20 protein-coding genes and 1 pseudogene are annotated in these 23,729 nt (G+C 63.3%); 13 read left to right on the forward strand and 8 right to left on the reverse strand.

Annotation, left to right across the window (positions count from 1 at the left end; translation table 11 throughout):
- Positions 1-2: 2 nt before the first annotated feature.
- From BLV94_RS00810 to BLV94_RS00820, 3 genes are all read right to left on the reverse strand, one after another.
- Positions 3-4,730: a DNA methyltransferase gene (locus BLV94_RS00810; RefSeq protein WP_072948807.1), complete on the reverse strand. Its 4,728-nt coding sequence runs from the start codon at positions 4,728-4,730 to the stop codon at positions 3-5.
- Positions 4,727-7,549: a helicase-related protein gene (locus BLV94_RS00815; protein WP_341866445.1), complete on the reverse strand. Its 2,823-nt coding sequence runs from the start codon at positions 7,547-7,549 to the stop codon at positions 4,727-4,729. The genes BLV94_RS00810 and BLV94_RS00815 overlap by 4 nt, the downstream gene beginning before the upstream one ends.
- Positions 7,550-8,273: 724 nt before the next feature.
- Positions 8,274-8,630, reverse strand: coding sequence for a DUF732 domain-containing protein (locus tag BLV94_RS00820; protein ID WP_072948808.1), 357 nt, complete (start codon positions 8,628-8,630; stop codon positions 8,274-8,276).
- Between the two features lie 263 nt (positions 8,631-8,893).
- On the opposite strand from BLV94_RS00820, the gene BLV94_RS00825 reads away from it, so the two are divergent.
- The 7 genes from BLV94_RS00825 to BLV94_RS00855 all read left to right on the forward strand — a co-directional run bounded on the left by BLV94_RS00825 (position 8,894) and on the right by BLV94_RS00855 (position 14,887).
- A complete protein-coding gene (locus BLV94_RS00825) occupies positions 8,894-9,475 on the forward strand; it encodes an Rv1352/Rv1906c domain-containing protein (protein WP_143051286.1) in 582 nt (193 codons plus the stop codon).
- Positions 9,476-9,591: 116 nt separating this feature from the next.
- Positions 9,592-9,981, forward strand: a complete 390-nt coding sequence (locus BLV94_RS00830) for an Rv1352/Rv1906c domain-containing protein (RefSeq protein WP_072948812.1) — start codon at positions 9,592-9,594, stop codon at positions 9,979-9,981.
- Between the two features lie 73 nt (positions 9,982-10,054).
- On the forward strand, positions 10,055-10,402 hold the full coding sequence (locus BLV94_RS00835; RefSeq protein ID WP_072948814.1) for a hypothetical protein: 348 nt from the start codon (positions 10,055-10,057) through the stop codon (positions 10,400-10,402).
- A 191-nt stretch (positions 10,403-10,593) separates the two neighbouring features.
- On the forward strand, positions 10,594-12,609 hold the full coding sequence (locus BLV94_RS00840) for a hypothetical protein (protein ID WP_072948816.1): 2,016 nt from the start codon (positions 10,594-10,596) through the stop codon (positions 12,607-12,609).
- 95 nt (positions 12,610-12,704) lie between these two features.
- Positions 12,705-13,205: a hypothetical protein gene (locus BLV94_RS00845; RefSeq protein ID WP_072948818.1), complete on the forward strand. Its 501-nt coding sequence runs from the start codon at positions 12,705-12,707 to the stop codon at positions 13,203-13,205.
- Positions 13,206-13,409: 204 nt separating this feature from the next.
- Positions 13,410-13,733 carry a hypothetical protein gene (locus BLV94_RS00850; RefSeq protein WP_072948819.1) on the forward strand — a complete coding sequence of 108 codons (324 nt, stop codon included), beginning with the start codon at positions 13,410-13,412 and terminating at the stop codon, positions 13,731-13,733.
- The gene (locus BLV94_RS00855) at positions 13,730-14,887 is read left to right on the forward strand and encodes a hypothetical protein (RefSeq protein ID WP_167372083.1); all 1,158 of its coding nucleotides are present in this window, start codon (positions 13,730-13,732) and stop codon (positions 14,885-14,887) included. The genes BLV94_RS00850 and BLV94_RS00855 overlap by 4 nt, the downstream gene beginning before the upstream one ends.
- Before the next feature lie 223 nt (positions 14,888-15,110).
- Here BLV94_RS00855 and BLV94_RS00860 read toward each other — a convergent pair whose 3' ends face one another.
- Positions 15,111-16,115, reverse strand: a complete 1,005-nt coding sequence (locus tag BLV94_RS00860) for a DUF2510 domain-containing protein (RefSeq protein WP_072948823.1) — start codon at positions 16,113-16,115, stop codon at positions 15,111-15,113.
- Positions 16,116-16,324: 209 nt separating this feature from the next.
- On the opposite strand from BLV94_RS00860, the gene BLV94_RS00865 reads away from it, so the two are divergent.
- Entirely contained in the window at positions 16,325-16,573 is a 249-nt protein-coding gene (locus BLV94_RS00865) for a hypothetical protein (RefSeq protein ID WP_072948825.1), read from the forward strand.
- A gap of 73 nt (positions 16,574-16,646) precedes the next feature.
- On the opposite strand, the gene BLV94_RS00870 is transcribed toward BLV94_RS00865, so the two are convergent.
- Both BLV94_RS00870 and BLV94_RS48260 read right to left on the reverse strand, forming a co-directional pair.
- Positions 16,647-16,922, reverse strand: a complete 276-nt coding sequence (locus BLV94_RS00870) for a response regulator transcription factor (protein WP_072948827.1) — start codon at positions 16,920-16,922, stop codon at positions 16,647-16,649.
- Between the two features lie 484 nt (positions 16,923-17,406).
- On the reverse strand, positions 17,407-17,604 hold the full coding sequence (locus BLV94_RS48260) for a hypothetical protein (protein WP_143051273.1): 198 nt from the start codon (positions 17,602-17,604) through the stop codon (positions 17,407-17,409).
- Positions 17,605-17,676: 72 nt separating this feature from the next.
- On the opposite strand from BLV94_RS48260, the gene BLV94_RS00875 reads away from it, so the two are divergent.
- Positions 17,677-18,135, forward strand: coding sequence for a hypothetical protein (locus BLV94_RS00875; protein WP_072948829.1), 459 nt, complete (start codon positions 17,677-17,679; stop codon positions 18,133-18,135).
- 51 nt (positions 18,136-18,186) lie between these two features.
- Here the strand turns inward: BLV94_RS00875 and BLV94_RS00880 are convergent, their stop codons facing one another.
- Positions 18,187-18,432, reverse strand: coding sequence for a hypothetical protein (locus tag BLV94_RS00880; RefSeq protein ID WP_072948830.1), 246 nt, complete (start codon positions 18,430-18,432; stop codon positions 18,187-18,189).
- A gap of 923 nt (positions 18,433-19,355) precedes the next feature.
- On the opposite strand from BLV94_RS00880, the gene BLV94_RS00885 reads away from it, so the two are divergent.
- Positions 19,356-19,934 carry a uracil-DNA glycosylase gene (locus BLV94_RS00885; protein WP_072948832.1) on the forward strand — a complete coding sequence of 193 codons (579 nt, stop codon included), beginning with the start codon at positions 19,356-19,358 and terminating at the stop codon, positions 19,932-19,934.
- A gap of 186 nt (positions 19,935-20,120) precedes the next feature.
- Here the strand turns inward: BLV94_RS00885 and BLV94_RS00890 are convergent, their stop codons facing one another.
- Positions 20,121-20,924, reverse strand: coding sequence for a hypothetical protein (locus BLV94_RS00890; RefSeq protein WP_143051274.1), 804 nt, complete (start codon positions 20,922-20,924; stop codon positions 20,121-20,123).
- An 883-nt stretch (positions 20,925-21,807) separates the two neighbouring features.
- On the opposite strand from BLV94_RS00890, the gene BLV94_RS00895 reads away from it, so the two are divergent.
- The 3 genes and pseudogenes from BLV94_RS00895 (at position 21,808) to BLV94_RS50170 (ending at position 23,232) form a co-directional block, all read left to right on the forward strand.
- Entirely contained in the window at positions 21,808-22,371 is a 564-nt protein-coding gene (locus tag BLV94_RS00895) for a hypothetical protein (protein WP_072948836.1), read from the forward strand.
- A 288-nt stretch (positions 22,372-22,659) separates the two neighbouring features.
- Positions 22,660-22,839: pseudogene (locus BLV94_RS51935) on the forward strand (hypothetical protein); the annotation flags it as partial.
- Positions 22,840-22,890: 51 nt separating this feature from the next.
- On the forward strand, positions 22,891-23,232 hold the full coding sequence (locus tag BLV94_RS50170; protein ID WP_244163387.1) for a hypothetical protein: 342 nt from the start codon (positions 22,891-22,893) through the stop codon (positions 23,230-23,232).
- The last annotated feature ends 497 nt before the right edge of the window (positions 23,233-23,729 follow it).

Genomic DNA, 23,729 nt, shown 5'->3' on the forward strand with positions numbered 1-23,729 from the left:
CGCTACTGCTCCGCGCCGAGGCGCCGCTCGAACTCCGCGTACGCCTCACGCATATCAGCCTCTCGGTCGAGGAACCGGAACGGCAGCTCGTAGGTGTAGGTGTTCCCGGCCGGGTTGGTGGCGATGCGTTCGTCCTCGGAAAGCCTGTCGCCCTTGGTGCGCCACTTGGTGAGTACTTCATTCGGGACGAGGCGACCGGAGCTGTCGTACAGGTAGGTCTTGCGGTCGTAGCCGTACAGCACCGGAAATTGGGTGCGGTACACCGTGCACAACTCGTCCGCAGTCAGGCCGAGGCCGAGGGCAACGAGGGCGTCGATCTCCACCAACGCCTGACGGCGATCGGCGGCGATGCGGAGTGGAGTTTCGCGGGTCCATTTCGGTCCGACTTCGCCGAAGGGGCGGCGGCGGGTGTGGGCAAATCCGCCGGTCCAGGAGTCGGATTGCATTGCGGGGTCGAAGCATTCGCGCCAGAGGTCGGCGTAGGCGGTGGTCATGCAGTTCAGGCGGAGTGCACGGAGCACCAGCTCGCCTTTCATGCGTGACTCGTCAACGCTCGGAAGGCGTGAAATTGCGTGCGAACGGATGTGCTTCTTGGGCGCGGCGCGCACCAAGAAATCGATGATAAGAGAACTGAGGACGGCTTCTAGCGCTGCCGTTTCTGATAACTCATGCGACGGAAGGGCGAGGCTCATCAACCCATCCACGTGCGCAGCACCGCGAGGAATGAGCGCCGGAATAAGTGTTCGTTCACCGGTATTGGCGGCCATTGCTCGCCATGCAATGCGGAAATGGTCGCGGGCATATTCCCTCGTCGCGCCAGCGCCGGGGTTTTCGACAAGCCACGAGTCGTAAGCGTGGTCGTAGCGTTGGAGAGGGGCAGAGCGTTTAAACGAGGTTGCTGGGATCAAGTCATCGCTGATCGCTTCGATATCAATTGCGGACCAGTCCAAATTGTGACGCATGGTCTCATTGGGTGATTTGTAGAATGGTGTCGAAACGTGCACATGCGGACCTTGAAGAATAACCTGATCCCAGGCGCGTGACGCGCCCCATTCGCGTGCGAAATATCCCTTTTTGAAGTCCGCTCCTTCGTCCCAGCCGAGCGAGAATTGAGGGTTCATTGCGCCGACTCGACTAAGATCCGAAATTTTAGCAAAAACAATCGCGGCTGAACGATTAACGGTATAGACCATTCGAGTCCGCCGTACCGGGAGATCAGCGCTCTCAAGCGCGTCCTTCCATGACTCAAGAACCTCGTCTGTGACATTGACAATTCGTGCCGCGTGAGGGCGTAGATCCCAGGCTCCTGCATCGTCTTTCAGTCCTGGCTCTGCTCCTGAACCGTCGTGCAGGAGTGAACGCACGACCGTGTCGGGGTGGTACAGCGAAGCAGCGCTCATGAATTGAGGTTCACGCGGTGCTCCGTACACGTGAATACCGTAGGCCACCAGATGGTGAACTTCGAAAAACTGTAGTTCGTTGATGAACTGCCAGTGCCGCCGAAGTCTGGTGTAGGTTGCCTCCCGCAGAACGCCGGCCTTCTCGTCGGTGAAATGCGTTTCGGGATGGATGAGCGATACAACTCCTTGTGGAGATAGGTGTCGCCAGGTCTGCTCCATGAAGCAGCGGTAGAGGTCGGGACGAAGACCTTCCAGGTGAGGGTAAGTCGGCGGTGAGGAGACGAAGGCGCGAATCGCCACGGTCGAGCCGAGCTCCTCCAGGTAAAAGTGCCGCGCGAAAGACAAGCTCAATGTCCGTAGCTTATCTTCTCTTGCCTGTGCCGTTGTGATCTTCGTTTCGAGCGCAAAAGCGACGTTGAACTCAGCAAGGACTGCGTTCTCATCGAAATCCGGCCGCACCCACGGCGGATTCCCCACCTGCAGGTCAAACCCACCGCGCGCAAACACCGGCGCGAAGTCGAGTTCCCAATGGAAGAACCCGTACCGCCCCGCCAACCGTTCACACACCACCAGCCACGGATGCGCGGAGAGAATCACCTCGGGGTCCTTCGCCTGCGCGAACGAGAGGTCGATGTCCTCGGCCTTGCCAAGCTCGCCCCACTCAGAAATATCGGCGAGGCTGTGCTGCTGCTGGTCCTTCCGGCTCACCTTGAGGTCGAGTCCGAGCAACTGCTGCAGCGCGTCGATCCACTCGTCGATGCTCGGCGGCTTCACGAGTTCGCCTTCCACGGTGGCGGTTTCGTCGGTGAGCGGCCAGAACCACAGCGCGCACCAGGCGTCCATCACCCGCCGCAACCGTTGGTAGGCACCGCGCGGATCGGCGAGCTTGCTCTGAATCTCCTCCCGGCTGACCTTCCCGCCGACAGGTAGACCGTCGGCGCCCCACACCCGAATGTCGCGCCGGATTTCCGATTCGGCGATCTCGAGCCTCCGCAGCGCGAATTCCCACAGGCGGTCGGCGCGCCGCGCCAATTCGGACAGCGCGGTTACCTGCTTCGCGGTGAGCTTGGACCGCAGCGTCTTTCGCCATTCCTTAAGCAGCGCCAGCGCTTCCGGAGCGAGTTCCTTGGCTTCCTTGGCATCGACAGTCGCGCCCCAGCCGTCGGCGGGGAGCAGGAAGTGATGCACCGCCCCTTTCAAGTCCTCGCCCAGCCCGGAGATCGGCTTGTCGACCGGTGTCGCGGTGATCCAGCCCGCGGTTTTCACGGACGCCGAGGGCAGCACCGCGCGCCGCGCGCCGACTAGGGAGTTGCCGCGCTTCAGATGGAGTCCGAACCACGGCGCGGACAGGCCCTTGCCCATTGTGGCCAACCAGAGCGAGATTTCGGCGAACTCGACTGCGGTGGCGTTGAGGTCCACGCCGTACACCTGGTGCAGCGCGATGTACGCCTTCACCCGCTGTAGTTCGGCCGCGTAGTTGTCCGGCTTAATCCGCTCGCCACGTTCCTGCTGCGCACGAGTGAGGTACTGCTCGGCGAGTTGCTGGACCGCCTCGATCGCGAACGCCCCCGAACCGAGCGCCGGCTCGCATACCGTCAGGTCGAGGATGTCGCGGGCGGGGGTACGGGTGCCGTCCTGATCGAGCAGCTCCTCCATCGCCTGCCCCACCACGAACCGTGTGAGCACCTCCGGCGAGTAGTACGACGCTGACTGCTGGCGTTCACGGCCGGCGAGCCGGAACACGAAGGTGCCGCGTCGGTGGATGACCGGCTTGGATTCACCGGTGATCTCATCGGGCTCACGGACGAGGTCGGTCTTCGCGATACCCTCGATGCGGTCGTGCGGCACCACCCAGGAGCCCTTCGACGAGTCACCGTTCTTGGCGACCTCGTACAGGTCGTCCTCGGCGAAGAAGCCGGTGTAGCTCATCAGGCCCTCGTACACCGCGCCGAGCTGGTTAATACCGAGCTGCGCGTAGGAGATGAACCCGCGGTCGCGGCCCTTGGCCTCCTTGCTCAGCAGCAGATACCGCAGTACCTGCTGCAACGCGGCGTTGCCCAGCTTCACCTCGTCGATCAGGGCGGTCGCAGCGGGCAGGAACAGGTCGGCTCTCAGCGACCGGAACGTGAGTCCGGCGAGCCCAACCTGCTCGTTCTCGTCGTCCGGGTCGAACTCGGCGGTGGGGTCGGTGTCATCGGTGTCGTCCAGGTCGCCGCCGTCGTGCCCGCGGTCGACGAGTTCGAACAGCGCGGCGAGCGAACCGAACAGGTGAGTACCGGATCGTGCTTTCGGGCTGGCCAGTTCGACGAGCGTCAGCTCACGCAGGCGGTCGAGGCTGTAGCCGCGCTCGTAGGCGTCGACGCCGACCGGGACCACGGCGAGCTCCGGGGAGGCCTCGGCGTAGAGCAGGAACAGGATGCGGTACAGGAACCGCAGTGACTGGCGGGCCAACGGCTGTGCCTGCCCGGCCGGCAGTGGATCGAGGCCGAGTTCGCGTCGGCGGGTGACCACCTCGTTGGCGATGATCTCGATGGACAGCCGCACACCCTCGCGCAGATCCTGCGAGACCCCGACGGTGTGTTTGATCGACTCGTCGATCACCTGGCTCCACCAGATGGTGCCCTCGGCGTCGGGGGCCAGCGACTCGGCCGCGAGACAGGTCAGGGCGCGGTCGATCTCGGCGCCGCGTTTGTCGTCGTTGCGTTCGCCGACCAGTTGCAGGTCGACGGCGAGGTAGCGGCCTTCGAGCCAACGCTCGCGTTCGGTGAGGAGTGCGAGACCGCCGGCGAGGACCAGCGCGAATTGGGGCCCGTCCTCGGCGACGAACAGTCGCGACAGCAACGACGCGGTCGAGTTGATCGTCTCGTCGTCGGTGTTAAATTCGCGGAGCAGCGTCTTCTCGGTCTTGCCGAGGAGGTCGTCGATCGTCAGGTTGGCGCGCGCCTCGATGATCACCAGCGGAGCCGGACCGGTAAGTCCGCGGCTGCGGAACGCGAGCACCGGGCCGGGTTCGGTGTCTGAGCCGCCCAGACGTTCGGACTCCCACCGCAGTGACGAGTCGAAACCGAGGATCGCCCGCAGCTGTAGGTAGAGCTCGCCGAGCAGAGTCTCGTCGGCCGCCTCGGAAAGGCCGTTGAAGGTGCGGGTCAACGCGTTTCGGTGCTCGGTGTAGCGGGTGCGTGGCGTCGCGCCCCCGTCGTCCTTGGCGGTGTCCCACTGCTTGCGGCGTTCGAGCACCTTCGCCTGGAACGACTGCGATTTCGCGTCGGTACCGAAGTAGTGCTCGCTGATGAAATCCTCGCCGAGAACGAGGGCATCCGACGTGGTCATCGTGTCTCCTGTGCCGTCGGCGTAAAGTCCTGCGGAACCACCACGATCAGTGGCCGAGTCAGGCGCCGGTCGGGATTCATCGCCTGCGCGAGGGTCTCTTCCTCCGAGATCCGGGCGGTGCGCCGCTTGAGGTCGGCGCGTTGAACGAGCGCGTCCGCCTCCTGCTTCCATTTTCGCGACCGCCCGATCCAGTCGTCCACTCGCTGCGCGGTTTCCTGGCGGATCGCGGTCGCCTGCTGGTCGGCCGCCGAATCGGCAGCGCGCACGGCCGCGGCGGCCAGCGGCTGCAGCGACTCGGCACCGGTCAGGTCACCGGCGTTGACTACCGATAAGGCCAACGCTGCCACGGCATCCGGTGCACTCGCGTGCGGCCGGGCAAGCCCGGACGGTGCGGTGGGGTCGGGGAAGGCGACGGTGTAGTAGGACGCGGCAACCACCTGGCCGCGCACGTTGGTGTGCGTGACCTGCACCAGCACGGTCGGGAAGGCGATGTCCCCGCGGACCGCGAAGATCTGGTCGCGGCCCAGTTCGGCGAGTGATCGGTCGGCCGCCCAGTCGATGATCGGGTGCAGCGGCGCCAGATAGTGCGCTTCCGGCCAGGTGGAGGTCGACTCCCCGGCCCGGGCCTGCCGCAGCTCCTCCTCACCGCGCAGGGTGGTGTAGGCGAGCTTGAACGTCTCGATGACCTTGCGGTCGCGCAGGTACGACTGCGGCAGTACCTCGAGCCGCTGCGCCAAATCGCGCGGCGGGGTGAGGGCGGCGATCGACTGCCGCTTGTGCACCGTCCAACTCACGCCGTTCGGCGGTGCCTTCTCGGGTGTCTTGATGAACTCGGTGAGCGCGTCGGAGAGGAAGGCGAATTCGGTTGAATACACGCCGGTTCCGGACTGGTCCGGGGTGCTGCCCACGGGTTCGGGGACGTCCTGGGTGATCTGGCCGGTGGCGAGGTCGGCGAACAGCGCGTCGAGGCCGCCGCCGGTACCGACCTGTTCGACGGTCTTGACGACGTTGTCCAGTTGCTTGTTGCCGGCGAGGACCTCGCGGATGGCCTCCTCCTCGGCTTTCACGTCGTAGGTGCCGATCAGCGAGGCCGAGTCGCCGAGCGCGGTGTGCGCCTCGTGCTCACGTTCGACGAGTTTGGTGAGCACCCGGATGTCGCCGCCGAACCGCTCGGTGGACGGGGTGAGCAGCAGTGTGGTGATCTCGGGCCGGTGACGCTGGCCGTAGCGGTCGATGCGGCCGTTGCGCTGCTCGATGCGGATGAGGCTCCAGGGGATGTCGTAATGCACCAGATGGTGGCACTGCGAGTGCAGGTTCACGCCCTCGGAGGCGACATCGCCGGTGACGAGTACCCGGATCGGTGACGACTCGAGCTTGAACGATTCCACGATGTTCTGCTGCTCGGTGTCGGACAGGCCGCCGTGCAGGACCGTTACCTGGCCGAGTTCTTTGCCGCGCGTGGTGGTGAGCTTCAGGTCCTTCGCGAGGGCGTCGGCGAGCCAGTTCAGAGTGGCGACCCGCTCGGCGAAGATCACCACGCGGCGGGTGCCGGTACGGGAGACGCCGATCTCGGCGAGGTGCTCGCGCAGGGCATCGTATTTGGCCGAGCCGGCGTCGCGGGCCCGGACGGCGAGGTCGTCGAGTCGGTCGAGCGCGTCGCGCTCGATTGTGGTGGCCGGGTTGTCCTCGTCCAGGCGCCGGCGGCGTTCACGGACCGATTCGGCCAGCGCCGCCGGGGAGGAGAGGTAGGCCTTCGCGAGCACCCACGGGAACAGCGAGGCGTTCTTCCCGGAAAAAGGCGAGGTGCCCGACTCCGGCCACAACCACACCTGCTCGAGTTCGCGGGCGACCTCGTCCTCGAGCGGCGACGCCGGGACGGTGATGTTGCGGGGCGGCTGCCGCTCGGCCCAGTCCGATCCCACCTCGCCGGCGACGTCCGGGTGGTGGCGGTGGCGGCGGATGACCAGCTTGGCGACCTCGTCGAGGTCCAGCTCGCCGGTGGGACTCACCGCGCTCGGATCGAGCATGCGGACCAACTCGGCGAACGATTCCGCGCGGCCGTTGTGCGGGGTGGCGGAGGCAAGGATCAGCGCATCCGTCTTCGCCGCCAGCAACCGGGCAAGCCGACTGTTCTGCGATGCGGGGTTGGTGACGTTGTGCGACTCGTCGATCACCACCGCATCCCAGGTGTGTTTGCGCAGGCTGGCGACGTAGCGGTCACTCTTGAGCGTGTCGATCGAGATGATGACCCGCTTGTAGTAGGTGAACGGATTGCGGTTGCCGGGCAGCACCTGCCGGATCCGCTGGATACCGGTCGAATCGAGGCGGACGAACGGCAGTGCGAACCGCGTCCACAGTTCCATCTGCATCTGTTCGAGCACGTGCTTCGGCGTCACGATCAGGATGCGTTCGCCCCTGCCCCGACGCACCAGCTCGGACAGGATCATGCCGATCTCAAGGGTCTTGCCGAGGCCGACGGCGTCGGCGAGCAGGATTCGAGGGCGAAGCTTGTCGGGGTCGAGGGCCATGCGGACGGCCTTCAACTGGTACTCGAGGTGGTTCGCGAGGCCACGATGCGCGGTGGTCAGACCCGGGTCGGCGACCGCGACCGGCGTCTTGCGGAGCATCGACTCAAGCCACATCCGGGACCGCCGGAACTGATCAGAGGTGTCGGCGACCACCGACACCTTCGTCGGATCGGACTCGACGACCTCGTCGATCGCGGTCGAGAACACCGCCTCGGTGTCACGGACCAGCTCCGACAGGCCCGTGACATGCACGAAGAAGCCGTCCAGCGTCGCCTCAACCTTGGTGACCAACCAGTCCTCGTCGCGGACGATCACGATCGAGCCGGGAGCGGCAGTGAATGTCCTTGCGGGCGAGGGATTCCGTGTACCGGTAGAACACAATTCGGAGGTCATCGTCGCCGCACGCGCTTCCTGTCAGGAGCCGGAAACCCACTAACGGCCACACACTGCGCCTGGTTCGCCCCGGGCCGACTGCGTTCCACCAATTTGTCCACCACACCGCCCTGTACGCGTAACCATTCGCTGAGCCGTGAGGTTATCACCGCGCTACTCGGGCGACATCAGCCAACCTGCGCATGTCCATGCGCTGCAACCGGCTAGCAAATAATAGCGAAACAGCCAAGCTATAAAAGCGGTCGGGTTCAGATATCAACCCCACGTCTATTCGTGCCGTCGAAGAGCACCGGCACAAGGAAGCCGAGCATTGCCGTCGGGGTGAGCAGATAGGCAAGTCGTCGGGGTGCGAGCGCCTCCGCGCCGTCGAGCTCACCCCCGGCGGTCGCATCACCGCGAACCCCTCACCCGCCACGTGCTGGTCATTCAGTCAGCGGCCATGGCGACGAAATCGGATATCGAATAGACGACACCCGAGCCAAGAGAACCGGGCCGTAACGCGGAGCGCTCTCGGGCTCTGGATCCTCACCAGGTCAACTCCTCCCTTGGCATCGAACCAGAAGTGCGCCCAGGAAAGCCAACCAGGGAGGTAGTGAACTCTCGCAACCTGCTCTGGCCGCGGCTACTTTTCGCCGGTCAAGTCGTCGGTACAGAGTTCGTCGACCGCGGTGAGGATCAACAGTTCCGCTTCTGTGGGTGTGATCGGTAAGGATTGTGTGAGCAGTTCGGCGATCTGGGACGGGGTTACGTTCCGATCGAGCGCGTCGCACGTCGCCAGCCCTACCTCGACTGCCGATGAATGATCTTCGAACCGCAGACCAAACGTAGCCAGAGCGGCGGTGAAGTGCTGGTGCGGCCCAGGGGTCGTCGTCGGAGTGGCAGCGGCGGGAGGGGCCGGCTGTTCGGTGTCCGGTCGCGTGGTGCTCGCTGCGGCGCACAGCGCCATGGCCGCACACACGAGCAGGGTGATACGGGGCATCGGTACTCATTTCGAATGTCGTCTCGCCCGAGGATCGGGGCTGTATTGGCGACAGCCGGCAGACGTTAGGCCATGGCACCGACACGCGTGAGTCGAGGAAGCCTGATGGTGAACGAACTTCGTCCTGAAGTTCGATCAACTTGTTCTCGTGGTCACCGCTGGCCGGAACTTGTCAGTGGGTTCTGTCATGCTGTGCGGCTCCTCATTGGGGCGACGAACGGGCCGTCAGGCTCGCAGTCTCGACAGAGCACTGAGGATGAACGATGAATGACATGAACCTGCCGGTTCCGGAGCAGGACCCGACCGCCTCCCCTGCTACACCGAAGAGGTGGCGGTGGATCACCGCCGTGGTGGTGGCGGTAGTCGTCGGCGCCGCGCTCGGTACCGCAGTGGCCAAGGCCACCGAGCGAGACGTCCTTGCCGAGCGGACGGCGGCACTCGAGCAGCGTGAGGCCGAGGTGGCGCAGCGCGACACCGATACCGCGCAGAAGGAGGACTCCCTGTCGCTGCGATCCGACGGGCTCGATACCCGGCAGGCCGAACTCGACAAAATCTCCGCCGATCTGGGACGGCGTGAGCAGGCTCTGCTGCCCAAGGAGCAGGCAGCGGCACGGTCGAAGATCACCAAGGACGGGATCTACCTGGTGGGTAAGGACATCGAGCCGGGCACCTATCAGACATCGGGCGGGAGCGGGTGCTACTGGCAACGCTCCAGTGGCACATCCGGCGACTTCGACGACATTCTCGCGAACGGAAACGAAAGCGGTCAGGCGATCGTCACGATCGCGGCCTCCGACGTCGCGTTCACCACCAAACGCTGCGGCAGCTGGCAGCGGATGAGCTGACCAGGATCGATCCGAGCATCTTTGTCGGACCCTTCTGTCATTCTGTCCGGCTCACCTGCGAGCACGGACTTTCCGGACGGGAAGACCCGTCAACACTTGAACTCCAGGAGTAATGAATGCGGAACCTCGTGAACACCACTGTTGCGGCGCTCGCTGTTGGCGGCCTCCTCCTTGCCGGGGCCAATGCTGCCTGGGCAGCGCCGGCCGCCGTGATCGACGGGGACGGCGTCTACCGTGTCGGCATCGACATCGAACCGGGGACGTATTACACCGGCGGCGGTGGGGACTACTGCTATTGGGAGCGGCAGTCCGGACTCAGCGGCGATTTCGACGAACTCATCGCGAATGACTTCATCGAGGACGGACCGGCCGCCGTGACGATCAAGTCCAGTGACGTCGGCTTCAGCACCGACGGGTGCGGCACCTGGGTGCGGCAGTCAGCTCCGGCTCCGGCTGCTCCGGCTCCGGCTCCGGCGTCTGTGCCCTGGTCACCGTTCGGCTCGTGACCACCACCCGCCGCCCCGACCTTCCGGTGCCGGGGCGGCGGCGTTCCGTCTTTCCTCCAGAGAAGAGAGCGTCATGGGGAACATGTACTTCGGCCCGAACCACGGGCAGATCAACATCATTCAGAACAACATCCACCAGGGGTATCGGCGGTCGCCGCGCCGCACCAGTCATCCGATCCTGACCGGCATCGCCGTCCTGTTCGCGATCGGATTGCTGATCAAGTTCTGGTGGGTGGTGCTGATGGTGCTCGCCATCTGGATCGGAGTGAAGGCGTTCCGGAAATGGCAGCACCGGCAAGCGCTGGCCGAGCAGGAACGGGCGCGGATCGCGGCCCGCGCCGACATGCAGAACCAGGCATTCCTCGCCGGTGATCCCTATGGAATCTACGGATATCCGCAGAACCCGCAGGGCCCCCTGTGACCGGTTGCTGTCGAGGCGCGACGACCGCCGGCAAACGCGACTCCACGAGCGGGGTCGCGGAGACCAGTGGTCTTACCGTCCACGCCAGGTAATTTCGACCGTACGCAGGAGCGCCGCTCCCCCGCCGGCACACGGAACGCTGGCCTCGAGCTGACAAGACCCCTCTACCCCTACTCCCTCAGGAGAGCCACATGGCCCTATCCGGACATACCGCCGCGGTTCGCGAGAACTATCTCCCCCTGCCCACCCGAGATGACGGCTATCGGCAGATCCTGCTGCTCGGGACCACCGGCGCCGGCAAGACCACCGTCGTTCGCCAACTGCTCGGCACCGATCCGGACAACGACCGATTCCCGTCCACTTCCACCGCGAAGACCACCGTGTCGGACACCGAGATCGTGCTCGCTCCCGGCCCCTTCCAGGCCGTCATCACGTTCTTTTCCCGCGACGAAGTCGTCCGCCACCTCGAAGAATGTGCGAGCCGTGCGGCAGTGTCGATCCTCAACGGGCTCGACCGCTCTCGGGTCCGCGAGCACCTCCTCGATCACGAGCAGCAACGGTTCCGCTTCAGCTATGTTCTGGGCCGGCGCCAGGAGCCCGCTTCCGATCAGGAGGAGGATGTGGTCGAGAACGACCCCTTCGATATCTTCGACGAGCCCGGCCCAGCATTGACCGATGCCGGATCCGAGACCTTCGGCGCCGACCCGCAAGCACTCCCCACGATCGACCTCGCCGAAACGGAGGCTGTCGTCGATCAAGCCATCGACACGCTGCAGACGCTTGTCGCAACACACAGCGATACTGCACGACGCGAACTCGGCGTTGACGGCGTCGACGAGGAAAAGGAACTGAAGGACCTGCTCGAGGAGGAGTTGGATCGTCTGCTCAGGGCAGATCCACGATTCGATCAGATCACCGATGCGCTGCTCCTCGAGATCGACAAGCGGTTTCGTGCGCTGTCGATCGGTCAGGTCGACCGGGGCGACAACGGCTGGCCGCTGAGCTGGACCTGGAAGAGCGACGACCGAACCGCGTTCCTGCGGGCCGTCAACCGCTTCTCCTCAAACTATGCGCCCCTGTTCGGGCACCTGCTCTCCCCTCTGGTGGACGGCATCCGCGTGGCCGGACCGTTCGCGCCCGCCTGGAACGATGGTGCAGTCCCCCCGCTGGTCCTCATCGACGGGGAAGGCCTCGGTCACACCCCGACGTCAGCGGCGGCCCTGTCGATGGCGGTGTCGGAACGCATCAACACCGTCGACGTGGTACTGCTGGTCGACAACGCCGCCCAACCGATGCAGGCCGCTCCCGCCGCCGCGATCCGGTCGATTCTCATCTCCGGCAACGTCGACAAGCTCGTGTTCTGCTTCACCCACTTCGACGAGGTCACCGGCGACAACCTCGCCACCCCGAGAGACCGGGCCGATCACGTGCGCGGCAGCGCCAACAACCTGCTGGCCGCCATCCGTACCGATCTCCATCAGCGGGACGAGCAGGCACTTCGCCGGCGACTCGACAACGCCACGGTCTACCTCTCACGCATCGACAAACCGCTCGACCCCAGCGACCGTGAAGGCCTCTTCACGATCAAGTCCTTCCGCAAGCTCCTCGACGTGATCGAGAAGACCGGCGAACGACCCGACCTGGGCCCGGCCCGGCCGATCTACCGTAAGGACGAGCTTCATCAGGCCGTCGTTGCTGCCGTCGAGAAGTTCCACCACCGCTGGGACGCGATCCTCGGACTGAAAACATCGCGTGCTGTCGCCCGGGAACATTGGACACGGATCAAGGCGCTCAACAAACGCTTCGCCGAGGCCAGTGACGATCAATACGACACCCTCCGGCCGTCGGCGGAGCTGCGGGAGTTCGTCAAGGAGGAGCTCTACCGTCAGCTCGAATCGCCGCGGGGCTGGAACGGCCACCGCCCGGACGACGCCGAACACACCGCCATCGTCAACCAACTCGCGCAGGGCGTGGCCCGCGGGCTGAACGCTCCGATCAGCGGACGGTTATCTACCGCGGCTCAGCCGGAGTGGGAACGCAGCTACGACCTGTACGGGTCCGGTTCCACCCGCCAGCGGGCGAACCATATCGCCCACGACATCTTCGATCGCTTCGTACCGGAAGCATCGAACGACAACAGCTTCGTATCCGACCTGCTCACGGTCGTCGAGGCAGCCGCCGCCGAAGTCGACGCCTCGCTCGAGTAGCCACAGTCGGCTCAGACCACGTCGAGGCCCGCACTGTCATCACGGCACAGCGGGCCTCGACAGGGCTCCCGCAGGCACACGCCGAAGGAAACACCATGCACGATGACGACGATCATTGGGAACGGCTTATTTTCGGAGCCGAGAAGTTCCAGCGGGACCTCGAAGTTCACGCCTTGAATTTGAAGTTCCATCACTCCGAGAGCGGGCACTGGCAGGACAAGGCCCACAAGATCCTGAGGTGGATCCTGTTATTCGCGATCCTCACCGTCAGCTTAATGATCCTTACGCTGCTCGAGCTCTTCATCGGGCATCAATCGAACTGGTGGTTGGTGGGGGGAGGTTACTTCTGCTGTCTCATCTCCTGCGTTCTCGCATACGTGCACGGCCGCTGCATCAAGCGATCGAGGGCCGCGAGCGAGAGATTTCGGTCCCTCGAACCACCCGCGAGCCTTCGCCCTCTGATGGCGTCCATCGACGCCGAGATCGAAGCGGACGAGCGGGCCGCCGCCGCTGCGAAGAAGCGAGGTTGGCGATATGGACGTCGTCTATCTCAGTACGGCGAACGTCGTCAGCCTGGAAGGCTGGGACATGACTGACGTCCGGCGTACCTGAAAGATGCCCCCGAATGGCCGAAGCCGAAGCACGGCCTCGCACGCATGTAGACCGACTGAATGTCGGCTGCTCGAAGGACGTGTGGAGAACTCATACACTCAATTACTCTTCGGCTCAGTGTCATTCACGCGATATACATGCGCCTGATCATTCCTCTACATGCTGAGGGCCTCGTCTAAGTTATAGCGATGACCACGCGCAAGCGGATTGACCGCAAAAGACTGGATCAGCTGGCCGAAATCGGGGCCCGCCGGCGCGAGTTGCGAGCCGAACTTGCCAAAGTGGAGGCCGACATCGACCCGCTCCTGAAGGGAGTCTACCTCGAAGGGTGGTCGTGGGATCAGATTGCGGACGCTTCCGGACTGTCGTTACAGACGGTCTCCAACCGGCTCCGCAAGCAGGGTGTGATCAACGGCGAGCGCGACGACTCGGGCCCGTTCGACCAGTTCACCAAAGCCGACTTGCGGACCGAACGAGCGCAGAAGATTGCTTCCGAGCGGCGGAAGAAATGAGGCGGCCTTCGACATTGACGTCTCTACTGTCCCGCCAGCCGGCTCACACTCCTGCCGCAGGGCGCGCTGCGTCCAGGCCACCATCAGACCTGTCTGCCGATGACCTCTCAGCCGATTGGGCGGGTGACGAGTGTGTGGCACAGTGGGCGATCGGTCGTGGTTTCGGCGTCGCCGCGTTTCCCTTCGACCGCGATGGGTTGAAGCTGTTCAAGAGCGAGTATCCCGCCGATCGGTGCGGTCTCTATGTGTTCGAGTGCGTTAACCATGACGTGTATATCGGAATCGGCAAAGATGTGGCCGAACGACTGCCCCAACACCGCAAGAAGCACCCTGACGCCCTGACCTTCCGCTTCCTACCGCATCCCGGGAATGAAGCGGAACGTCGGACCATGGAGCGGCGGCTCGTCCGCGATGCCCAAACCGCCGGCCTGACCGTCCGCAACCGGGAACACGCCAGCGGGCATGTGGGGCCCTCGACGCTCGATGTCTTGATCAGCGAGCAGGAGCAGCAAGCATGGCTGCATGATCCAGCTGGGATCAATGCGCTCGACGAGTCCGCCCTGGTCGAACTCGGTCACAGTCAACTCGCCGCCCACGAAGGCGACTTCCAACGGCTCCGCCGGCACCCGCGCTACGCCGAGATCATCGAGGTCCTCAGCACATACGCCGCTTCCTGCATTCCGTTCCCACGCCGCACCGAGGCCACCTTTTGGACCGTGAGCTGTTTCCCCAGCTCCAACCGCACCCGAATCTTCTGCATCTCCATGGCTACGCTGGAGACCTTCTTCATCGCCGTCTCCGACAACGACCACAGTGAGATTCACGCCCGAATGTTCGTGGACAAACGTCACCTGCCCTCCGGCAAGTGGGGCCGTGTTCTCCTCGCCGCCCGCGGAACGATGTTCGACGACGACCATGGTCACAAGTCGGGCGGCGCCTTCGAGCAATGCCTGGCCGTCAACGACATCCGCGATCTGCGGTCGGTCCTGAAGTCGAAGCATGTCCGGGCAGCGGCGGCAGCATTCAATCTCGACCTGATGCGCAAACGACAGTCCGCCTACAAGCCGTCACACTGCCGCCAACTCGCTCAGGCCGCGCTCGACATCTCAAGCCCAGAGGCCACCTCCAGGCCGGGTACCACTCACCTCACGTGAAAAGTGCCCGTACGGAATGCGTCAGGCTCCCCAGTGCACTGAGGAGCCTGACGCGGAATCCCTCTGGAAGGAAGTGATTCACCTCGAAAAATACAAGCGGCCCCGTCGTCGCGTCAAATCGCGCGGAACCTCCCAGAAGGGCCCGAAAAGACAGGCCCCGCATGTAGATCGAACTGTGCATATCAGCTGAACCCGGACCGCGTGGTGAACGCGTGAGCGTTGGTCATTCCAACGAGACGAACACTTCGTCGTCACCGCTGAACGACGCTTCGACGATCCAATTGGCACCGGGGAGCTGCTCCGCGGGCACGGAGACACAGACGTTTCCGCGTGATGTTCCGCGCGGATACAACTCGCCGGTGTCGCGGAGGGCGTTCGGAATAACGCCGCAGGAATCGGCCGATGCGCTACCGAAGACGTTGTTCGATGAACCAAGGATCCGGAAGTTCAGATCAATCCACGGAGTGCCGGTCTCGGCACCGGTGTAGGTGGCCGACACATCCGCCATGACGAACTGACGGCCGGCGACCGGGGGGTCGTTGAACTGGTTCTCTGCGAGGACCGCGTCCGTCGCGTCCCGGGTGGTGGAATGGATCGTGATGTCCCATCCCGGCAGGGTCAGTGCCTGGCCCGGGTGCAGCGGGTTCTCCCGGCTACCGGGAGCCGCTTCGGCGTCGGGTGCGGGTGCTTCCCCGGTGACAGTGGATGCCGAATCCCCGAGGTTGTCCAGCTTCTGATCCAACTCGTCGACGGCACCGAAAAAGATCGTCATCCCCCAGATTCCGAGTGCCACTGCCACGACTCCGAGTCCTGTGCCTGCGAGGGTCATGATCTTATTCGTCGCGAGCCTCTTCCGGACTCGACCAAATCCCAGCAGCCCGAACAGAACAGACAACAGCCCCAGGATGAGCGCGATGAACCCGGTCAGGGGAACCAGTCCGAAAACCACTCCGACGATGGCCAGAACGAGGGCGGTGACCCCGAAACCGTTGCGAACTGACGTGGAGGACGCATCGCGGGCGAGATCGGGGTACGACCGCGCCGAGAAGGTGGGGTTGCTGCTCTCGTTGGTCCTCGGGTCGAACCCACTCGGTGGCGGGGTAACCGTCCCCGGATGCGCAGGAAGCGGCTGGGTTGCTGCAGTCCATTGCTGCCCGTCCCACCAGCGAAGCTGGGGTTTGCCCTCCGGATCGGGATGCCAGCCCGGCTGGGGCGTCGGTGTCGTCATGCCGGTATCAAACCAGACGGCCCGAGCATGCCCTGCATCAGCATTTCGGGTAGCCGCACTTGACCTCACGAACCCGCGCAGCTGACCAGATGCCGCGTCAACGAACCCACCCGGCGCCCTATATCACTATTCAATTTCGACCGTTAGAGTCTTCTGGATGCAAAACCCAACCCACATACATCGAGCACGCCAGAGCCGGAAGCCTTCGCGTGGACGCTGACAGCGCCGACGCCGTCTCCGGTGGCGTCCAGACCGACGATCTCCTCACCCGAGCGGTGATCGAGGCCCTCAAGGCGGGCACGTCGTGGGCGCACATCGCCACGCAACTCGGGGTTCCGCCTCCAGTTGCCCGCGATCACCTCGCCGTGACCGATCGGGAGTGGCAGGAGGCAATCGTCGCTCACGAGAATGCCCGAGCAGCACGACTTCATGATCAGATCGGGACCCCGCGGTCGTAGACGAGGCACCGGCAGAGCCGTCGAATACCGCCCAATCGCCGGATTCCGGTTGAAACAGCAGATGATCTGGGCGTCAGAGCTCGTCGAGCGACACCAGCCCGTCCTGCAGCGCCCGGACCAGCAATCCGGACTTGTCGGCAACGGGACGCCCGACGGCGGCGTACTTCGCCCGGATCCTGGCCAGGTGGGTTTGGATCGTGCCCAAACTGATTCCCAGTTCGGAGGCGGCCACGTTCTTCGATTCGCTGCGCAGCCACAGACGAAGAATTTCCACCTCGCGCGGCGACAGTGCGGGCCGCCGCTGCGGCCCCATGACGGAGTCAGGCAGGGCCCCGGGACCGGAACTCATAGCGATCTCACCTTCTCGAGCTGCAATGACTACACCCGGTCGAGCTCTGCTCGTCCGGAGCCAGCACCCCGTAATACGATCGGTCCGCGACAACGAGCTCGTTGTTTCCGCGGTGAACAAACCGTATCTGAAGCCTGTTTTATCGGACCCTGTGGTTGCGGACGCACCTGACGGAGCTTGGTTCCGTCGGAAGCCTGCCAGAACCAGGAGTGGTTCTTCGGTGTGATGGTCCATCCGACCGAGGTTGAGGGTCAACGCATCAGTGCCGCCAGTGCCAGGAGCCGCCCCCGACTCGATGAGCCGTTAGACGTGGAATCCTGATCGCTTCCGGCTTGAGGTACCGCCTCCAACCCCAGACGGTCACGGCGTAGTGAGCGAACGAGACCGGCAGAAAGCAATCGTTGCCCACCAGAACATGCGCGGTACAAGTGCGTTTCAGTGCCCCGCGAGTCGGCTGTCGATCGACAGCCACGAAAATGTCAAGTCATTCAGACGAATGAATTTTCGATGCCGCTTCTCGATACCTGCTTCCCCACTGAGGAATTCGGCGATTGATGCCGTACATTGCATCGCGTGATCTCTCATTACTTGGCAGCGGCGAGCACACTTTGAGCACCTTGATGTCTTTGTCCTGCTCGTCGACCGTCAATGCCAGGCCGATGTTCTCGACGGTTGGTGCCAACTATCACATTTTCGGATTGCCGAATGTGCCGGACGGATGTACGCGCGAATCGTTTGCGGATGGCGAGGCCGCGTGCCAGCGCTAATCGCCGCAATCCTCGTCGGCGCGATCGTCTTACTCGCGATCTCGGTCGTTCTTCACATCTTGTTTTGGCCATTTATCTTCGCTCAGAACTACATCCTGCTTGAGCACGGCATTGACCGCTACTCGACCCCGGCGATCATTGTCGGCGTGGTCGCGCAGCTCATCTACATCGCTGCCGCTATCGGTGGAGTGTGGATCTCGACCAGTTGGAAGCCACCTACCGATCGAACAACGGGCAAGGTCGTTGGAGGAGGCGTGTTCCTTGTGGTGTGCGCCTTGATGTACGCATTCTTCTTCCCCTCTAACATGTCGCCACAACAACGCCTGGACATGTTCACGGAAAAGTGCACCGAGGAGGTCGAAGCCCAGCATCCGTCAGGGGACGGCCAGCCCCTCCGAGCCGATCTGATTGATCGGTGTGTAGGACGCAAAGTCGACGACATGTGACCTTCGCGAATGCCCCGTGCCACTGTGCAAACCCGCGATCGCCCGTTCGCCTCATGGTTGCGGGTCCTTCCCTCCGTCGACGAGGTCGCCGAAACCACGACGGCGAAGACTCCGGACAAGACCGGCCGACGGCGTGTGATCTCGAAGCCACTCAGCGATGGCTGCGGATTGCGTCTTGCGGTCGACTCTTCCCAGTTTCAGCTGGTTGAGTAGTACACCGGTAGTGCTGGGGGGTGGCATGGGCGATCCGATCGGCAGAAAGTTGCTGTCGTCGTAGAACCGCTCATTGATGTCCATGCGGATCGTCCGTTCGAGTCAGGGCTTCCGTCGGCCATTCAGGAGCCATCGTCAAGGATTCCGGCCAGTTCGGCCAGCAACTGGTCGGCGCGGTCTTCGGATGTCATCGAGCGTCCGATCGACCGTTCTTTCCGTCGGATCGCTGAATCCACATCAGGCTCGGTGAGTCCGACACGAGCGAAAACGCGTTGAGGCGCGGTTTCCCGGGAGACGGTGCGGGAAGAGGAATTCTCGTCACCAACCGCGCACAAACCGGAAGTAAGCCGCCATGGGGCGGGTGAGCGTGCCTATGGGCTCGTCGAGGCACCTAAGATGATTGCCGTTTTCCATAAGTTCCGACACCTCTTCCATTGATCCACGCAGATCAGACCGTTGAAAGTTGGGCATCTGAAGGGCCGCGGCCAGAGCCGAGATGAGAGTGGCAGCACTCACGGCGCTGTCATCGCCGCAGGTCCCGCCCTCGCCAACCCACCCAAAGAAGGGCGCCGACCGGACCTCCGCCGGTGAACAACTCCAATGACACGCCACGCGCCGAGAACGACGATCCTCGATCAAATGGCCAGGATAAGTGGCACACCGATCCGGCATTCCAGCAGCAACGGGTGGACAACTACCTGGTCCGATTGGACATCGGAGGTGTCACTTCACATGTCGGGGGGCAGCAAGTCGTCGATGATAGGTTCCCGTGGCTCAGGCCAGTCGCCGACCGACCTAGTCTAGATTGCTGCGGGACCAGGGTTTTCACAGGAAGGGCCGAGCCGGTGCAGTGGTGTGCAGACGAGTCATATGCCAGAGATCTGCTGGGCCGGCGATACGATCCGCACGTCGCGCCCATCAACCATTTCGTCGACATGTTGAGGCGAGTACACCCTGACCGGTTCATTCCGTACGTAGCCCCAACTTTCGGTGGCACAAACGCTCGTATGCTCGCCCTCTTCCAGGATCCGGGGCCGATGACGAACCCCCGGAATCCTCGCGGATCCGGAATGCTGTGCGTCGAGAACGCCGATGAGACCGCCGCGCGTCACAAGTCATTCCTCGCCGAATACAAGATCGACACGTGCGACATTCTCAGCTGGAACGCTTACCCCTGGTACGGGTCCAACTTGTACGGAAACAAGAAGGACCGCACTCGCGCGGATGAGCTGGCGGCAACACGAGCCCTATCTCAACTTCTGTCAATGCTGCCCAACCTTGAGGTTGTCATGCTGCACGGTGTCATCGCGAAGAAGGCATGGGCGCGACTCGACGAGTACACACCAGTCGAGGTCGGCGGGGCGCCTGAGGTCGAACCAGGATGGGTTCACACATCCAAAGTTCATCTAGTTCACTCATGGCATTTGAGCCCCCGAGTTGTCGATCCAGAGACCAAGACACCCGAACAGGTCGAACGGTTCACCCGCGAACTGCACGAGTCCTTCGCCGATGCCGCAGCCCATCTCCGTCGAGACCGCGACCCATGGGACCCATGGAGCCTGTCTCCTGACCAGCCACCTTTCTGAGCTGTTCACCAGCAACGCATTGCACAGACCGGATTGAACTCTGCACGACTCCGCAAAATAGGCGGCGCCCGGCCATCAACCGATTCCCGGTCTCGCTGAACGGGGCCGCCCTGCAACGGCGCCAGCTGCTCGCCGGGACCTCCCAGCAGATCGAACGGCGGGCCGATGCTTACTGGGGTCGAAGTTCTAGTTGGTTCGGGTGACGTCGAGCATCAGCGCATTCAGCTTCGGTACCGTCGTCTCCCCGCCCAGCGTCGTCGAGTACGTGTGCGAGCCAGAAACCTCGACATACATGGTCACGAAGTCCCCGGACACCACATTCACCAACAGCGGAACCGTCCCGGTGACCACGGTGTTGTGGTCGTACAGGAAGCTGTAATCCTGAGGCGCAGCCATCGTGTCAGCCCTGAACCGGTCCGGGCCCGTCACCGAGTCGAACTGGGTCACATACCCGTACACCACCAGCTTCCTGCCCTTGTTCGCATCTGGGTTCTTCATCACCAGGGCGAAATCCCGGTCGCCCAGCGTCTCGTACGTGGTCCGATCCCACTTCGCAGCCTCGATCGCCGCCAGCCGGGCCTTCTCTGCGTCAATTGCCGCCTGCCGCTTGGCCTGCTGCTCCTGCTGCTGCCGCCGAATCTCCTCCTGCTGCGCGTTGTTCGCCGCGATTTCCTCCGGGGTCATGGTCCGGGTGGCTATCGGGGTGAGGCGAGCCGTCGTCGAGTTCCGGGCGGCGTCCGCGGCCGAAGGCGAATCGTAGTCGTTCATCGTCGCGGCGACACCCAAGGTGACGATCAGCACGGCGAAGATGCCACCGACGATCCACGGCCAGTTCCGCTTTGGAGCATCAGGTTCACGAGGCGCCCACGGCGGCGTGAACGGCTTCTTCGGCGGCTTAGGTGGCTGACCTGCCGTGGGCTGCCCCAACTGGCCCGGTTGCGGCCCCTGAGGGCGCCGCTTCGGCTGCTGGGGGTAGTACGGATTCGACATGTGGGGCGTCTTTCTCGCGAGAAGGGTTAGTCCGGCTGCCTAGTACTCCACCGGGTCGGGCTGCCCTATCGCTGGTCAGCACGTCCGCAACGCGGCTGTCAATGATAATCCGGCAGGTCACCGACTCTCCCCTCGGTGACGACCAAGGTGGGTGTTGGTCACCGACACCGACCAGGGGCAGACGTCGAGTACTCCTTGCTGGTCATTCATGACATCGAACCAGGTCACGCAGCCGAATGGCCGACAAATACTGGGATCATCTCGAAGGAGATTTTCCTCTCAGGCTTGGGTGCAGGTCAGTGCGCCAGAGGGCAGATGGGCCGCTGTGAACGAGCAGAGGGTGCGCAGCGGTGGTAGTGGGTGAGCAGGACTGGACTAAGGGGTGTAGAGCTTAGCCACATCGGTGAAGTGCTGGCCGGCGTAGCCCACGCCGAGCCGGAGAGCCGTTCCAACCAATATCGGTGTCCGCACAAGACAACTTCACGGTCACCCGTTGTGCCGCCACCCAACCGGAAGAGCCAGCAGGAATCGGAACTCCACGGCGCTCACGAGGGACATTACTGTCCCAGAAACGTCCTACACCCGCAATCGAGCAGTTCAGCCTGAGACGGGTTTCTGAGACACATCACTGTTTGATAACTTTCAGCGCTGGATCCACCTCGTGAACCTCCTGCGCGTGCCGATTTACTCGATGCGACGCAGTCGCGCGATACCGGCCCCCGCCCGTGTCTCGCGGGTGGGGCGTTTTGTCGCCTTCGAACGCGTCGTCGCATAAGACGAAGTTCATTCATGCAGCGTATTGACAATGGGATCTAGTTGCGACCCAGTGGGTTTGCTCCATCCCGCCGCCTGCCATGTCGGATTCGTCTGATTCTATTCAGCGATGAGGAAGATGTTCGCCGCTGGCGCCGTATTGGGACTCCTGCCGTTGACTGGGTGCAACTCGAGCACGACCGCGGACACTGAAGCGGTGCCCGTGACATCAGCGACTGACGACGGGACGGCGCTCAACAAGCGGGGAGCCGTCGAGGTTGCTCTCGGTGAACCGGCAACGGTCCGCGGCCCGTCCGGTGCCCTCATTCTTGAGGTCACTGGTACCGCTCTATCGGCGAAGGGATGTCCTAACAACACCACCGACCGGACGCAGATCACCAAGCAAAAGCTGACGGCCACTGTCAGCATCGGGAACCAAACGTCCACAGAATGGCTGTGGCCCTCCGACTTTTACTACGTCGACGCCAGCGGGAAGGTCACCCGCAATCTGACCACATCAGACGCGACCCCGTGTCCAGGCGCGGGCAAGAACGCTTTCATCGACCTCCCCGCGAACTCGAGTGCAGACGGATTTGCGACCCTGGATATTCCGAATACCGCGACCGTAATCGGGTACCAGTCAGACCTGAGCGGAAGCGACGTGCAAATCGAGTGGAAGCTCCCTACTAGCTAGCGGCCAGCCACGGACCATTCGACCGGGTTCCTGTCCGCGGAGTGCTGGCGATTGGCGAGTTGGCTCCCCGCGGATTCTTGAGCGTGCCATTCCGCTTCTTGGGACCGGCACGAGACCGACATCTGCAATGCAAGCAATGCCATCATTGATTGCATTCGAATCGCCCTCACTGGGCACCCACCCACCACCGCGGTTGATGTGTCTCACGGGATCTGTGCTCAGAAACGGACAGTTCCGATACGTCCCACAGTGGGACAACTATCAGGCCCGTGTCCTACAGTGGGACACATGAATTCGGTAGAGCGCGCAGAGGCAGATTTGGCAGCATACGAATTGGCGGCGCGAGAGGCCGCTGCATGGGCGGAAGTTCGCGATCGACTATTAGTAGTAGCCGCGCATGCTTGCCGGGACGAGTTGGGCATGTCGGTTCGCGACGCGGCTGACGAGCTCCAGATATCGAAGAGCACGCTGGCGCGGACGGTTTGGAAGGACAACCGTGCGATCAGCAACGAGTTCGGCATGTCTGATCTCGCGCGTGAGCATCAGGATCAGGTGTGGATCAAGGTCGGGCTGGGCGGATGCGCGTCACCGGAGGCACAGTGCGCCGCGGGGCTGATTACCGAGTACGAGCGTGACACGATGCTCGATCAGATGCAGCGGGCGCGGATTTCGATCCCGACACAGATCCGCGAGGCGGTGTCGAAGTACCCGGGAATCAGCAACATCGAGTTGCCTCGGATGATCGTGATGGCGTACGCGCAGGGTCGCACTCCGGACCTTCGTCATCACGCGGAAGCTGCGGAATGCACGGTCGACGTAGACGGTCGGTGGTGGCCGGCCACCGGGCCCGAGGGAGCCTAGCAGGCGATCAGCCTACAGTCGAGCCCCCGACACCGGACCCCAAGGTGATCCACTCGCCGTTCCCCTCCGGTGTCTCACCGTCCGGTGCCCCAGTAACGGCCATTACTGAGGCACCGCCCCAGTGGAAACACCCACCATCGACTAAAAGCTTGCTTGAGACATCTGGCCCTGCCACGTCGAGATGATCGGCCCCGCGCCGCCCAATAGACCGGCATCTGCAGTGCAAGCAATACCAGCATTGATTGCATTCGAATCGCTTCCGCTTGCAGCTCCACCGCCGCGTCGATTGATGTGTTTCACGGAATCAGTGCGTCGAAACGAACGAATGAAAGAAGACACTGCCGCATAACTATGCAACGCCGTCGACGGGCGCGACGTCGACGGCGCGTGCTTCAACACCGGCGATGGCGTACCGGACGGCGGCGCTACGTCGAAAACGGGGCCTACATACTCGGGCGTGCTTGTCGGACTTGGTCCAGTCCCCGGACAAGCCTCGC

Origin of the sequence: Rhodococcus koreensis (genome assembly GCF_900105905.1) — a bacterium.
GTDB classification, from domain to species: domain Bacteria; phylum Actinomycetota; class Actinomycetes; order Mycobacteriales; family Mycobacteriaceae; genus Rhodococcus_F; species Rhodococcus_F koreensis.

Bases quoted from the DNA above. Each gene is read 5' to 3' on its own strand.
- BLV94_RS00830 (WP_072948812.1), top strand. From the start codon at position 9,592: ATGCGGAACCTCGTGAACACCACTGTTGCGGCGCTCGCTGTTGGCGGC.
- BLV94_RS00845 (WP_072948818.1), top strand. From the start codon at position 12,705: ATGCACGATGACGACGATCATTGGGAACGGCTTATTTTCGGAGCCGAG.
- BLV94_RS00850 (WP_072948819.1), top strand. From the start codon at position 13,410: ATGACCACGCGCAAGCGGATTGACCGCAAAAGACTGGATCAGCTGGCC.
- BLV94_RS00860 (WP_072948823.1), bottom strand. From the start codon at position 16,115: ATGACGACACCGACGCCCCAGCCGGGCTGGCATCCCGATCCGGAGGGC.
- BLV94_RS00810 (WP_072948807.1), bottom strand. From the start codon at position 4,730: ATGACCACGTCGGATGCCCTCGTTCTCGGCGAGGATTTCATCAGCGAG.
- BLV94_RS00890 (WP_143051274.1), bottom strand. From the start codon at position 20,924: ATGTCGAATCCGTACTACCCCCAGCAGCCGAAGCGGCGCCCTCAGGGG.
- BLV94_RS00855 (WP_167372083.1), top strand. From the start codon at position 13,730: ATGAGGCGGCCTTCGACATTGACGTCTCTACTGTCCCGCCAGCCGGCT.
- BLV94_RS00870 (WP_072948827.1), bottom strand. From the start codon at position 16,922: ATGAGTTCCGGTCCCGGGGCCCTGCCTGACTCCGTCATGGGGCCGCAG.
- BLV94_RS00880 (WP_072948830.1), bottom strand. From the start codon at position 18,432: ATGGACATCAATGAGCGGTTCTACGACGACAGCAACTTTCTGCCGATC.
- BLV94_RS00840 (WP_072948816.1), top strand. From the start codon at position 10,594: ATGGCCCTATCCGGACATACCGCCGCGGTTCGCGAGAACTATCTCCCC.
- BLV94_RS00820 (WP_072948808.1), bottom strand. From the start codon at position 8,630: ATGCCCCGTATCACCCTGCTCGTGTGTGCGGCCATGGCGCTGTGCGCC.
- BLV94_RS00835 (WP_072948814.1), top strand. From the start codon at position 10,055: ATGGGGAACATGTACTTCGGCCCGAACCACGGGCAGATCAACATCATT.
- BLV94_RS00825 (WP_143051286.1), top strand. From the start codon at position 8,894: ATGAATGACATGAACCTGCCGGTTCCGGAGCAGGACCCGACCGCCTCC.
- BLV94_RS00895 (WP_072948836.1), top strand. From the start codon at position 21,808: ATGAGGAAGATGTTCGCCGCTGGCGCCGTATTGGGACTCCTGCCGTTG.
- BLV94_RS50170 (WP_244163387.1), top strand. From the start codon at position 22,891: ATGTCTGATCTCGCGCGTGAGCATCAGGATCAGGTGTGGATCAAGGTC.
- BLV94_RS00885 (WP_072948832.1), top strand. From the start codon at position 19,356: ATGCTCGCCCTCTTCCAGGATCCGGGGCCGATGACGAACCCCCGGAAT.